The sequence below is a fragment of the Pseudomonas sp. MDT1-85 genome (assembly GCF_054898065.1).
Window position 1 is genome coordinate 1,644,193 of record NZ_CM142715.1, and the last position, 12,999, is coordinate 1,657,191.

At 61.5% G+C, this 12,999-nt stretch carries 12 protein-coding genes; 8 read left to right on the plus strand and 4 right to left on the minus strand.

Features of this window, described 5'->3' with window-relative positions; all coding sequences use genetic code 11:
- Positions 1-24 precede the first annotated feature (24 nt).
- From ACYZT2_RS07355 to ACYZT2_RS07385, 7 genes are all read left to right on the plus strand, one after another.
- The gene (locus ACYZT2_RS07355) at positions 25-1,170 is read left to right on the plus strand and encodes an acyl-CoA dehydrogenase family protein (protein ID WP_461971280.1); all 1,146 of its coding nucleotides are present in this window, start codon (positions 25-27) and stop codon (positions 1,168-1,170) included.
- A gap of 52 nt (positions 1,171-1,222) precedes the next feature.
- Positions 1,223-2,527: a fatty acid desaturase gene (locus ACYZT2_RS07360; RefSeq protein ID WP_461971281.1), complete on the plus strand. Its 1,305-nt coding sequence runs from the start codon at positions 1,223-1,225 to the stop codon at positions 2,525-2,527.
- Positions 2,524-3,555, plus strand: a complete 1,032-nt coding sequence (locus ACYZT2_RS07365; RefSeq protein WP_461971282.1) for a 2Fe-2S iron-sulfur cluster-binding protein — start codon at positions 2,524-2,526, stop codon at positions 3,553-3,555. The genes ACYZT2_RS07360 and ACYZT2_RS07365 overlap by 4 nt, the downstream gene beginning before the upstream one ends.
- A gap of 26 nt (positions 3,556-3,581) precedes the next feature.
- Complete coding sequence (locus tag ACYZT2_RS07370; protein ID WP_461971283.1) at positions 3,582-4,538, plus strand: fatty acid desaturase family protein; 957 nt, start codon at positions 3,582-3,584, stop codon at positions 4,536-4,538.
- A 48-nt stretch (positions 4,539-4,586) separates the two neighbouring features.
- On the plus strand, positions 4,587-5,084 hold the full coding sequence (locus tag ACYZT2_RS07375; RefSeq protein WP_461971284.1) for an HIT family protein: 498 nt from the start codon (positions 4,587-4,589) through the stop codon (positions 5,082-5,084).
- A 97-nt stretch (positions 5,085-5,181) separates the two neighbouring features.
- A complete protein-coding gene (locus ACYZT2_RS07380) occupies positions 5,182-6,696 on the plus strand; it encodes a flavin-containing monooxygenase (RefSeq protein ID WP_461971285.1) in 1,515 nt (504 codons plus the stop codon).
- Complete coding sequence (locus tag ACYZT2_RS07385) at positions 6,693-7,076, plus strand: hypothetical protein (protein WP_461971286.1); 384 nt, start codon at positions 6,693-6,695, stop codon at positions 7,074-7,076. The genes ACYZT2_RS07380 and ACYZT2_RS07385 overlap by 4 nt, the downstream gene beginning before the upstream one ends.
- A 66-nt stretch (positions 7,077-7,142) precedes the next feature.
- Here the strand turns inward: ACYZT2_RS07385 and ACYZT2_RS07390 are convergent, their stop codons facing one another.
- The 3 genes from ACYZT2_RS07390 to nhaA all read right to left on the minus strand — a co-directional run bounded on the left by ACYZT2_RS07390 (position 7,143) and on the right by nhaA (position 9,909).
- Entirely contained in the window at positions 7,143-7,415 is a 273-nt protein-coding gene (locus ACYZT2_RS07390) for a pyocin S6 family toxin immunity protein (RefSeq protein WP_461971287.1), read from the minus strand.
- Positions 7,412-8,599 (minus strand): S-type pyocin domain-containing protein, encoded by a 1,188-nt coding sequence (locus ACYZT2_RS07395; RefSeq protein WP_461971288.1) that lies wholly within the window; start codon positions 8,597-8,599, stop codon positions 7,412-7,414. Before ACYZT2_RS07395 ends, ACYZT2_RS07390 begins: the two co-directional genes overlap by 4 nt.
- Positions 8,600-8,700: 101 nt before the next feature.
- A complete protein-coding gene (gene nhaA / locus ACYZT2_RS07400) occupies positions 8,701-9,909 on the minus strand; it encodes a Na+/H+ antiporter NhaA (protein ID WP_461971289.1) in 1,209 nt (402 codons plus the stop codon).
- Between the two features lie 248 nt (positions 9,910-10,157).
- Here nhaA and ACYZT2_RS07405 point away from each other — a divergent pair, with 248 nt between their 5' ends.
- On the plus strand, positions 10,158-11,255 hold the full coding sequence (locus ACYZT2_RS07405) for a PLP-dependent cysteine synthase family protein (RefSeq protein WP_461973015.1): 1,098 nt from the start codon (positions 10,158-10,160) through the stop codon (positions 11,253-11,255).
- Between the two features lie 126 nt (positions 11,256-11,381).
- On the opposite strand, the gene ACYZT2_RS07410 is transcribed toward ACYZT2_RS07405, so the two are convergent.
- Positions 11,382-12,995 carry an NAD(P)/FAD-dependent oxidoreductase gene (locus ACYZT2_RS07410; protein WP_461971290.1) on the minus strand — a complete coding sequence of 538 codons (1,614 nt, stop codon included), beginning with the start codon at positions 12,993-12,995 and terminating at the stop codon, positions 11,382-11,384.
- Between the last annotated feature and the right edge of the window lie 4 nt (positions 12,996-12,999).

Sequence of the window (12,999 nt, forward strand, 5' to 3'; positions counted from 1 at the left end):
AATCACGAGAAAGGAGTCCACATCATGTCGATGCACAACGCCCGCAACGCTACCGAGAAGTACCTGCCGGGCCTGCTCGCCACCCTGCAGGATCGCGGCCTGATGGCCCTGGAGCAGGCCGAGCCGGCTTACCTGTGCGCGCTGTTTCGCGACTACCGCGCCGCCGGCCTGATTATCCCCGAAACCTATGGCGGCCTCGGCGCTTCGCCGCAGGAAACCGTGGAGATCCTGCGGGCCATAGGTTCGCTGTGCCCGTCTCTGGCGGTGATGATGACCATGCACCACCACACCATCGCCACCATCGTGCAGCTGGGCGGGTTGATCCCGGCGGCGGAAGAACTGCTGTGGGGTATCACCCAGAACCAGCTGCTGATCGCCTCGGCCTTTGCCGAAGGCAAGCCCGGCTCCGAGATCTTCAACGCCAGCGTCAAGGCGCGGCCGGTGGAGGGAGGCTTTATCCTCGACGGCAGCAAGAAGCCCTGCACCATGAGCCACCATATGGACCTGATCGTGGTCGGCGTCGCCTGTGAACAGGGCAATGGCAGCGTCAGCCAGGGTTTTGCCGTGGTCTTCGCCGATGGCAGCGACGTCACCCGTGAACCCTTCTGGAAGGCCACGGTATTGCGTGCCGCCGACAGCAATGCGCTGGTGTTCAACGGCGTGTTCGTTCCCAGCGAGCGCATGCTCCTGGCCGATGGCACAGACAGTGAAGAGGTGGCCGCCACCGCCATGGAAACCTCGCTCAATGGTTTGAGCTGGTTTCAGCTGATGGTCGGCGGCAGCTACCTGGGCGTGGCCTCGGCGCTGGTCGACAAGCTGCTGCAAAAACCCTTCGCCGACCCGGCGCAACTGGCCCGGTTGTGCATTGAACTGGAGGGCGTCAATCAAGCGCTGTTGGGCACCGCCGGCGAGTTGCAGGCGCAACGGGAAGCACCGATGAACACCTACAACAAGGCACTGTGCACCCGGTTTCTGGTGCAGGCGGCGATAGAGCGCTCGACCAACCTCAGCGTCGAGCTGTTGGGTGGCATGGCCTTTATCGCCTCCGACGAAGTGGCCTATCTGCTGGCGGCGTCCCGGGCGATCTGCTTTCACCCGATCTCCCGTAGCGCCGCCACGCCGCTGTTGGCGCAGTTCCTGCGCGAGTCCTACAGCGCCTCACTCGCCTGATACCGCTGGGCACCACTTCCGGCCGCGGCAACATGCCTAATGGAGTAGAAGCATGAGTAGCGATTTTCTTTATCCGCCACGACCGGCCAATGTCGGTCGCGGGTTTCACTGCCTGGCCGTTCCGCTGTTCAGTCTGCTGCTGGTGTTCAACACCGCGGCCATCGCGTTGATTCTGGCTCTGTCGTGTACCTTGCAGGCCGGGCGCTGGCTGTTGGCGCGACTGCCGGGGATGACGGCGCTGGGTGGCTGGCTGGTGGCGAGCTATCACCGGCTGTTGCAGCCGCTGGCCAACAGGCTGCTAAAGGATCCCCGGGACGAGCCGATCCTGGCCGCCGCCATCAGCCTGGGCCTGACCGCCGGGCCGGTATTTATCGCGCAGCTGTGGCTCAAGGAAATTTCCTGGCCGCTGGTGCTGTCGTTCTATGCCTGCGTCTACGGGCCGAATATTCGCGGTTTTGTCCGCTCCTTCAGCGCCATGCATCAGGAAGGTCATGTGCCTGGCGGCATCTTCAAGCGTTCGAGCCTGCTCGATCGATGGGTCGGCAACTCCTTCCTGTATATGTTTTTCGCCATCCCCATGGGCCTGATTCCCCACGCGGCGGCGCACCTGCAACAACATCATCGGGAGAACGCCGGGCCGCTGGATGTCTATGCCACGGCGCGCTACGACCATGCCAGTGCCTGGGATTTCGCGGTGTATATGGTGCGTGAGGTGATGTACCAGCAGTTCATGGTTTCGCCTTGGCTCTACTTCAAGAGCAAGCACAAGCGCAGCCAGGCCCGGGCCATGGTGTTGGGCAATCTGGTGCATCTTGCGCTGCTCGTCGCGCTGGCGCTCTACAGCCTGCCGATCGCCGTGCTCTACATGCTGGTGCCCTGGTGCGCGAGCAACTTCATGATGGGGGTCATCCACTGGAGCCAGCACGCGTTCTACGGCGGCCAGGAAGACCCGAAGGACTGGATGTACAACACCGTCACTCTGCTGGAAAAGCCGGTCAATATCCTCAACGAGGGTTATCACGCCTGCCACCATCACTGGGCGGTCGGGCACTGGTCCGAAAGCCCCGAACTGTTCGAGCGCCTCAAGCCGGAACTGGCGGCCGCGGGGTCCATGGTGTTTCGCGACCTCAGCGTGTTCGACCTGTTCGTGCTGCTGATGCTGCGCCGCTTCGACACCCTGGCGAACAAGCTGGATTGGTGGGAGCCGTTGAGCCACGCGCAGAAGGTCCAACTGCTGCGGCGGCGAGTGCTGCCGGCACCCATCGCAGCCCATGAACATGCGCATCGGCAACGTTTCGCCGCGCCGCGCCAAGCCCACCAACCACAACCGGCGCGTAGCGTCCTGGGCCAGCCATGAACAGACCCCTGACCTTGAAAGTCGCCGCTATCGAACGGGAAACCGACGACGCGGTGACCATCCATCTCAAGCAGCCGATGCTGCGCAAAGTCCGCTACAGCGCCGGCCAGTACCTGACCCTGGAGGTTGATGTCGACGGCGCCAAGGGCTGCCGGGCCTATTCCATCAGCAGCACGCCGGGGCTGGACAAGACCCTGTCGATCACCGTCAAGCGGGTGGCCGGCGGCAAAGTTTCCAATCGTCTGGTGCAGGAGTTGAGCGCCGGCGATGCAGTGCAGACCCTCGGTACCCATGGCCGCTTCACCTTCGCCCCGCAACCGGGCAGGGGCCGGCACCTGGTGCTGCTGGCGGCGGGCAGCGGGATCACGCCGATATTTTCCATTCTCAAATCGGCCCTGCACTTCGAGCCGGACTCGCGGGTATCGCTGATCTATGGCAACCGCAATCAGGATTCGGTGATTTTCCGCGGCAAGCTCGATGATCTGCAGCGCACCTTCGGCGAGCGTTTGCAACTGATGCATGTGCTGTCGCGGCCGGACACTCCGCAAGCTTATGAAGGGCGCCTGACCCGTGAGCGGGTGATGGCGATCCTCGGTTCATTGCCTGGCAGCCAGAACCGCGAGTACTACAGCTGTGGTCCCAGCGGCATGATGGACGAGGTCACCGCCGCCCTGGAGGCTCTGGGCATCGCCCCGGAAACCGTGCATCAGGAGCGCTTCACCCCGGCCAAGGCGCCGGCGCTCGCCGGCAATACGCCAAAGCGTGTGGAGTTGCTGATGCAGGGCCAGGCGTTCAACTTCACCGTTGCCCCGGGCCAGACCCTGCTCGACGCCGCCCTGGCCAGCGGGGTGCAACCGCCGTTCTCCTGCCGCAGCGGCTTCTGCACCGCTTGCGTCTGCACCCGCCTGACCGGCGAGGTGCGTATGCGCGAGGACCATGGGCTATCAGCTGACGAACTCAACCGGGGCCAGGCGCTGTTGTGCGTGGGCTACCCCATGACGGACGACGTGTGCCTGCAAGTCGATTAGCGATACAGACAGAGGAAGGTCAATTCATGAGTCATTCAACCACTCACGCCGCTGATGATGAACTGCGGCTGGCCAAGCGCTCCGAACTGCGGGTCGACCGCGAATGCCAGGCTCAGCTACAGGCGCTGATGCAGCCGCAGCCGCTGAAATTCGCGCTCTGGTCGCTGCTGCATGTGCTGGTCTGGTGTGCGGCGGCGCTGTATATCCTGCTCGGCGACAACCCCTGGGGCCAGGCGTTGGCGGTGCTGGTGCTGGGCAATCAGTTGCATGCCTTTACCGTGCTGCAACACGACTGCGGGCATGCCAGCGGTTTTCGTTCGGCGGCGCTGAACCTGTGGGTCGGGCGCTTTATGGCCTGGTTTATCGTGTTCCCGTTTTCTTCCTTCACCGAGTGCCACAAATACCATCATCGCTATCTGGGTGATCCGGAGAAGGACCCCGACGACTGGAATTACACCGGCGGGGTGACGTGGATGTTCCTGCGCATCGCCGTGTTCGTGCCGCGGTTCATCTACTTTTCCCTGGTGCGCTATGGCAAGGCGGTGCGCAACCGGGTACTGCGCGAGTTGGCGTTCAACCTGCTGTCGATGGCAGCGATCGGTGTCTGGTGCTACAGCCAGGGTCTGCTATTGCAGTTCGTGCTGACGTTCATTGCGCCGCTGCTGGTGCTGGCGCTGGTGATCAACCCCATCTCCCGGGGCTACGAACACTTTCCCATGGCGATCCTGGAGGTCGACGATCCACAGCGTCTGGACTTGGCAAAAAATACGGTGACCGTTACCGACCGACTGATCGGCCTGTTGTGGGCCAATATCAACTACCACGTCGAGCATCACGTCTACCCCAGTGTGCCTTTCGTCAATCTGCCCCGGCTGGCGGTATTGCTGACCAACAAGCCTTACCTGCGTGACCGCTGGCTGCTGGCGCGGATGTTCGCGCGTCGTCCATTAACCACTTGCGCCGAACCTCGGCGGGCGACGTGAGCTACATTTACTGCGCCCGACGGCCCGCCACCTACCGAGGATTCACGGATGACCTGTATTTTCTGCCAGATCGCTGCCGGCGCCTTGCCCAGCGCCCTTGTCTATCACGACGAGTACTGCACGGCGTTTATGGATGTACACCCGCTGGGGCAAGGCCATGTGCTGCTGATCCCGCAGACCCATGTGGAAAAGCTCGAGCAGTTGCCCACGGCGATCCGACAGCACCTGTACCAGGTGTTCGACACCTTGCTGGCGGCCCAGCGCCGCGCCGGTTTCGGGGTGGAGGGCACACACCTGATCGTCAACGACGGCAAGGCCACCAACCAGCACATTGCCCATGCCCATTTGCATCTGGTGCCACGGCGGCGGGGCGACGCGCTGGGCTTCGGGATGCGTATGTTCATGCATTTCACCGGCGTGTTCGGCCGCCGTACCCCTCTGGAAACCCTGCGTCGCCAGGCATTGCTGATCGCCGCCGAACTCGACCCGCAAGCGCTGGGCAGGCTCGCCCACCGAACTGCCGGGCAGCACTCCGAGGCGGTCTAGCCGCCAGGGCCGGCGATTCACAGAAGTTTAAAATAAACAGCCGTGCATGCGCCGCGAACGGTCGCGCCCGGCGTTTTTGCCGTCAGGAGTCAGGAATATGAGTGCGCTACTTCAGGAGCAGTCCGATCCGGCGCGGGTCTATCGGGTATTGATCATCGGTGCCGGGTTCTCCGGCATCGGCATGGCGATCAACCTGCGCCAGCGCGGCGAACAGAACTTCGTGATCCTCGAACAGGAAGCTGGCGTGGGCGGCACCTGGTGGGTCAATCAGTACCCCGGTTGCGCCTGCGATATCCCCTCGCACCTCTATTCGTTTTCCTTCGAGCCCAACCCCGACTGGTCGCGGCGTTTTTCGCCGCAGCCGGAGATTCGCGACTACCTCAACCATTGCGCGCGCAAGTACCAGGTACTCGAGCACTGCTGCTTCAACAGCGCCGTCACCGGGCTGCGCTGGCTGGAAGAGCGCGCCCTGTGGCAGGTGACGGACGCCCATGGCGAGGTGCGTCATGCCCAGGTGGTGGTGGCCGGCACCGGCGCTCTGTCGACCCCGGATTATCCCCGACTGCCGGGCCTTGCGCGCTTCCAGGGTCGGGTTTTTCATTCCCAGCGCTGGGACCATGACTACGCCTTGGCCGGCAAGCGGGTCGGGGTGATCGGCACCGGTGCCTCGGCGATCCAGTTCGTGCCGCAGATCCAGCCACGGGTGGCCAGCCTCGCAGTATTCCAGCGTACGCCGCCGTGGATCATCCCCAAGCCCGACCGGGCGTTCTCCTCCCGCGCCCAGCGCTTACTGCGGCGTTTTCCCGCCGTGCAGCGGCTGTTGCGCGGGCTAATCTACACCGCCCACGAAACCCGGGTGTTCGGTTTCGTGTTCAGCCCGCGGCTGATGACCCTGCACAAATGGCTGGCGCTCAATCTGCTGCGGCGTCAGGTCAAGGACCCGGAGCTGCGTCGGCGTCTGACCCCGGACTACGCCATCGGCTGTAAGCGCATCCTGCTGTCCAACGACTACTTTGTGGCCCTGGCCCAGGCCAACACTCGGCTGGTCACCAGCGGCATTCGCGAGGTCACCGCCGAGGGCGTGATCACCGTCGATGGCCAGCATCATTTGCTGGATGCACTGATCTTCGGTACAGGCTTCAAGGCGCGCACGCCGTTCCCGGTGGGGATGATCTACGGTCGCGGTGGCACGGATATAGTCGATACCTGGCAGCAGGGCAGCGAAGCCTACAAGGGCACCACGGTCAGCGGCTTCCCCAACCTGTTTTTGCTGATGGGCCCCAATACCGGGCTGGGCCATAACTCCATCGTCTACATGATCGAATCGCAGATCGCCTACATCCTCGGCGCGCTGCGGGCCCTGCATCGTCCGGGGGTGACCAGCCTCGACGTCGAGCCCCAGGCCCAGGCGCAGTTCAACCAGCGCCTAAGCCATAAACTGCGTGGCGCGGTCTGGAGCGTCGGCCACTGCAAGAGCTGGTACATGGACCCCCAAAGCGGGCGCAACGTCGCCCTCTGGCCGGGGTTCAGCTGGCAGTTCCGCCAGCAGACCCGGCATTTCGATGTCGAGGCCTATCGCCTGACCTCGCAACCACAAGGAGTGAAACCATGAGTCATCCGGGCAAGAGCGTATTTTTGTTTGGCCTGTACATGTTGCTGCTGGGGGCCGCGCTGGTGCTGGTACCCAATCTTCTGCTGCCGTTGTTCGGATTTGTCCTGACCAATGAGGTGTGGATCCGGGTCATGGGTCAGCTGGCGCTGTACCTGGGGTTTTATTACGTCTGGGCCGGCTACACCGAGCAGCGCGAATTCATGGTCCTGACCGTGGCGATCCGCCTGTCGGTGCCAGTGTTTTTCATCGCCTTCGTCGCGGCCGGGTTGGTGCCGCCGGTGCTGTTGCTGCTGGCCCTGCCGGACCTGTGCAGCGCCCTGTGGACCTGGCGCGCGCTGAAAGCGCCGGGGGCTGCCCGGCAGCCGTTGGGTAACGCTTGACTCTGCGCTCACTGCGCTTTGCATCAGCGCCATTGAAGTAATTAAAAAGTGTTTTTTGGGGGCGGGTCAGAATACGGCGCGGGTGCCGATAAAATATTCCAAGCCTTTGGGGAAGTCGACGTTGAGTAAATCCGCAATTTGTAGAACTTGGCTTTCCGTCAGCTCAAGCTCCCCAGGTTCTATTTCTTCAAAGCTTTTTGACTCGGTCAATTGAGCCAATGCCTGGTTCAATTCAGGGTCTTTGATGGTCAGTTCGAACTGCAACGAATCATCCTGTTTTTCATCGGGGTAAAAACCGGTGATGGATAGGTAACGCATGGTTTTTTTCTCTTCAGTCATCTTGAGGTCCTTCTACCTGGCTTCGCATTTTTTGTTCGTTCGCCTGTTACGTGATTGAATTCGCCCAGATGTACTCCGAACTTATCGTACAGCTCTACAGCACCGCTTTTTGAATCCCACTCATATATCCGGCCTCTGCGGTCTAACCATCGAGCTCGCTTTTTACCTCCGCCCCGAACCGAAACTTTAGGCTTCACCCTGGATGCATCAGGAAAAGCCGGGAGTGTAAGGGGATCATCGTAGTACTTATGATCGCCTGGTAGGGTCAGTACGATGTAAACCGGCAACACCCCCGAATCCGCCGGAAACACAAGAATGAAATCCTTGTACTCAGGCGGATACACCGGATTCACGATGATGCTGTCAGCCGCCTTCGTCGGTGGATAAACCCAGATATGCGGCGCTTGCGGTGCGGCTTCCAAAGCGGGGATGCCGAGGATGTTTGAACCGTCCTCGGCCGGGGTCCAGATCAGCTCGATGCCGTCCCCAAGATCAGCTACTTGCTGACTGCCTTGCAAGGTGAACTGCACGACTTCGACCATCTCCCAGTCACGGTTTTTGCCGGTATAGAAACCGTATCCCTTGAGACTGCCGTCAGCTTGTTGCTCGACCCGCAGGCGAACGCGAGTGCGGGCCTGTTTGAGGGATCGCAGTTGATCTTCTGTGTAGAGCGAACTGTCGCCGAGGTTCGACGGGATGACCAGTGCAACCAGCCCCGTCAGCGTGGCGGCAGCGGTGCTGATAGCGACTGCGGGTAACGTCGCGAACGCAGAACCGGTCAGAGCAAAGCTGCCGAAACCAGTCGGAATCGCAGTGCCGCTGATTTTCTTCAACGGTACGACGCCACTTTCATCGGCCTCACGAGCGCCGAGCAGAACCAGTTCGCCGTAGTCTTTCAGGCTGTCAGTCGGAACAACGCCGGAGGGATTCGTGTAGTCGATGATTGCATCGGGCAGCTTGCAGGATTTGGCAAACACGCATCCCGCACGGACACCATCGTCCTTTTTCGCAGCGACCGGAAGGCTGTCTTCGAAGGCCTGCTGTCTGGCGAGCATGGCATCGTAGGCGTTTTGCCTGGCGTCCCGCTCGGCCAATTCAGTGGCCGTCATGTAGCGGTGAGTGACGTGATGCCCGTCGCCCGACGGCGGGTTTTGCACCCGAGGGATGTCCTTGTTGCCAGCCACTGATTGTCCTTTCGCTCGTCCATCGGCAACCCCGAAAAGAGGGGCTGCACGACGTTAACGAACGTGGCTAATCGTGGCTGTAGGACGAATCCTGAATGTCGCTAAGAGTGTTCTCTATCGCTCAGAAAAACAGGTGCAGTACTCTTGCGACTCGCCGCCGCCGTCACCGCATAACCGATCAATGCCGCCAGTATCGAGCCGGTCAGAATCCCCATTCGATCCATCCCGGCGTATTCGCTGGCGCCAGGCACGAAGGCCAGGGAGCCGACAAACAGACTCATGGTGAAGCCGATGCCGCAGAGAATGGCCACGCCCAGTATCTGGCCCCAGTTGGCGCCTTGGGGCAGGGCGGCGATGCCGATTTTCACCGCCAGCCAGGTCAGGCCGAACACGCCGACCATCTTGCCCAGCAGCAGGCCAACCGCGATGCCCATCGGTACGTCGTGGGTGAAGCTTTCGACCGTCACGCCGCTCAGGGACAGGCCGGCGTTGGCGAAGGCAAACAGCGGCAGGATGCCGTAGGCCACCCACGGATGCAGGGCGTGTTCCAGGGTCAGCAGTGGCGAAGGCTCGGCATTTTTCGTGCGCAGTGGAATGCAGAAGGCCAGGGTCACACCGGCCAGCGTGGCATGCACACCGCTCTTGAGCACACAGACCCAGAGGATCAGCCCGATGATCATGTACGGCCCGAGCTTGACCACGCCGAGTCGGTTCATTCCGATCAAGGCCGCGATGCAGGCTGCAGCCAATGCCAGGGACAAGGTCGACAGTGCGCCAGAATAGAAGATCGCGATGATGATAATCGCGCCCAGGTCGTCGATGATCGCCAGGGTCATGAGGAACAGTTTCAGCGACACTGGCACGCGTTTGCCCAGCAGGGCCAGTACGCCAAGGGCGAAGGCGATGTCGGTGGCGGTCGGGATCGCCCAGCCACTCAGGGCGGGCGGGTTGTCGCGATTCAAGAACCAGTAGATCAGCGCCGGCACCAACATGCCGCCAATCGCGGCCGCGCCGGGCAGGACGATTTGCGACGGTTTCGACAACTGGCCGTCGAGGACTTCGCGTTTCACTTCCAGGCCGATCAGCAGGAAGAATAGGGCCATCAGGCCGTCGTTGATCCACAGCAGCAGCGGCTTGGCGATTTTCAGCGCGCCAATCTGCGCCACCACAGGGGTGTCCAGCAACCCGCTGTAGAGCCACGACAGCGAGGAATTGTTGATGATCAGGGCGAGAGCGGCCGCGGCGATCAATAACAGACCGCTGGCAGCTTCCAACTGAAAGAAACGCGTGAACGTGCTACGCAGAGGCAAGGTCGCTCTCCATCGATGAATTCAAAAGGTGGCACACCCTAACCCGTAAGGTTAGTTGTTAAAACAAAAGTTATATTCTTTTTTGTTATATACCGTTACAACGTGCTCGGTCAGCAAAGGCCTGAGCCTAGCAGTTGCCGGACGTATTGGACCTCAGCTGTATCTGTGCATGATGTAGGTTCTTTCCTAAGCTTGTGGGCTGAGCCTTGCGACAAGGCCGACTATTTGCCTGATTCAACGAGAAAACCATCATGAACGACAACCGACAGTGGGCCCGCGAAGCCATCCGGATCATCGAAGCCGACTTCCAGCGCAGCGCCGATACCCACCTGATCCCCTTGCCTCTGCCGGGGTTGCCGGGCATCGAGTTGTATTTCAAGGATGAGTCGAGCCATCCCACCGGCAGCCTGAAACATCGGCTGGCGCGCTCGTTGTTCCTCTACGCGCTGTGTAACGGCTGGCTCAAACCCGGTGCGCCGGTGATCGAAGCCTCCAGCGGTTCGACGGCAATTTCCGAGGCGTACTTCGCCCGGTTGCTGGGTTTGCCGTTCATTGCGGTGATGCCCGCAAGCACGTCCAAGGAAAAGATCGCGCAGATCGCTTTCTACGGTGGCAAGAGCCACCTGGTGGATGATCCAACGCAGATCTACGCCGAGTCCGAACGCCTGGCTCACGAACACGATGGACACTTCATCGACCAGTTCACCTACGCCGAACGCGCCACCGACTGGCGGGCGAACAACAACATCGCCGAATCGATTTTCCAGCAGATGCGTTTCGAGCAGCACCCGGAACCGAGCTGGCTGATTTCCAGCCCCGGCACCGGCGGCACCACCGCGACGCTCGGCCGTTATGTGCGCTATCGCCAGCATTGCACTCGCGTGCTGTGTGCCGATGCCGAGCGTTCGGTGTTCTTCGATTATTACCAGACCGGCGATGCCAGCCTGCGTCTGGATTGCGGGTCACGGATTGAAGGCATCGGTCGGCCGCGGGTGGAAGCGTCGTTCCTGCCCAAGGTGATCGATGCGATGGTCAAAGTGCCGGACGCGTTGTCGCTGGCGGCCATGCATTACCTGGCGCAGCGTTTGGGGCGACGGGTTGGCGGGTCGAGCGGGACCAATCTGATCGGCGCCTTGATGGCAGCCCAACAGATGGTGGCGGCGGGAGAATCGGGGTCGATCGTGGCGATTCTGTGCGACGGCGGCGAGCGCTATGCCACCACCTATTACGATCAGGCCTGGCTCAAGGCCCAAGGGTATGAGTTGAGTGGTTTGATGGATGCCGTGGCGGCGAGTGTCGAGCGCGGCGAGCCGTTGCCGGCCAGCGTGTTGCGCGCAAACATCTGACCCCAAACACCGCCCCCTGTAGGAGCGAGGCTTGCCCGCGAAGAACGATAATGCGGTCCTTCAGAAAGACCGCGTCAATTTCTTCGCGGGCAAGCCTCGCTCCTACAGGGGCGTGTGATCGGTTCCTTAGTCCTCGAGACCAAGGATGTCACGGGCCACAGCTTCGGCAATCCGAATCCCGTCGACGCCCGCCGACAGAATCCCGCCCGCATAACCCGCGCCTTCACCGGCCGGGAACAGGCCCTTCACGTTCAGGCTCTGCATCGACTCGTTACGGGTAATCCGCAGTGGCGATGACGTGCGCGTCTCGATCCCGGTCAACACGGCGTCATGCAGCGAGTAGCCACGAATCTGCTTCTCGAACGCCGGCAAGGCTTCGCGAATGGCTTCGATGGCGAACGCCGGCAAAGCCAGGGCCAAATCGCCCAAGGCAACGCCCGGTTTGTAGGACGGCTCGACGCTGCCCAACTCGGTCGACGGTTTGCCGGCAATGAAGTCGCCAACCAATTGCGCCGGCGCTTCGTAATTGCTGCCGCCCAGCACAAAGGCGTGGGATTCCAGGCGTTCCTGCAATTCGATGCCCGCCAGTGGGCCACCTGGATAATCGACTTCCGGGGTTATCCCGACGACGATCCCAGAGTTGGCATTGCGCTCGTTACGCGAGTACTGGCTCATGCCGTTGGTGACCACGCGGTTCGGCTCGGAGGTCGCCGCCACTACGGTGCCGCCCGGGCACATGCAGAAGCTGTAGACCGAACGACCGTTGCTGGCGTGGTGCACCAGTTTGTAGTCGGCAGCGCCGAGTTTCGGGTGCCCGGCGTATTTGCCCAGGCGCGCGCGGTCGATCAGCGATTGCGGGTGCTCGATGCGGAAACCCACCGAGAACGGCTTGGCTTCCATGTACACGCCACGACCGTGCAGCATGCGGAAGGTGTCCCGGGCGCTGTGGCCGAGGGCCAGGATTACGTGTTTCGAATGGATCTGCTCGCCGCCATTGAGTTCGACGCCGACCAGTTGGCCGTCCTCGATCAACACATCGGTGACGCGCTGCTGGAAGCGCACTTCGCCGCCCATGGCGCGAATCTGCTCGCGCATGTTTTCCACTACACCGGTCAGACGGAACGTACCGATGTGCGGTTTGCTGACGTAGAGGATTTCTTCCGGCGCGCCGGCCTTGACGAACTCGTGCAAGACTTTGCGACCGATGAATTTCGGGTCTTTGATCTGGCTGTAGAGCTTGCCGTCGGAGAACGTACCCGCGCCGCCTTCACCGAATTGCACGTTGGATTCGGGGTTGAGCACGCTTTTACGCCACAAGCCCCAGGTGTCCTTGGTGCGCTGACGCACTTCGGTGCCACGTTCGAGGATGATCGGCTTGAAGCCCATCTGCGCCAGCAGCAGCCCGGCGAAGATTCCGCACGGGCCGAAACCCACGACGACAGGACGTTGCTCAAGATCAGCCGGCGCCTGGCCGACCACTTTGTAGCTGACGTCCGGCGCCACGTTGACGTTACGGTCATCGGCGAATGTGTGCAGCACCGACGCCTCATCGCGAACGTTCAGGTCGATGGTGTAGATGAAGCACAGTTCGGAGGATTTTTTGCGCGCATCGTAGCTGCGCTTGAACAAGGTGAAATCGAGCAGGTCATCACTGGCGATGCCCAGGCGCTGCACAATGGCAGGGCGCAGGTCTTCTTCGGGATGGTCGATCGGCAACTTGAGTTCGGTGATTCGTAACATGACG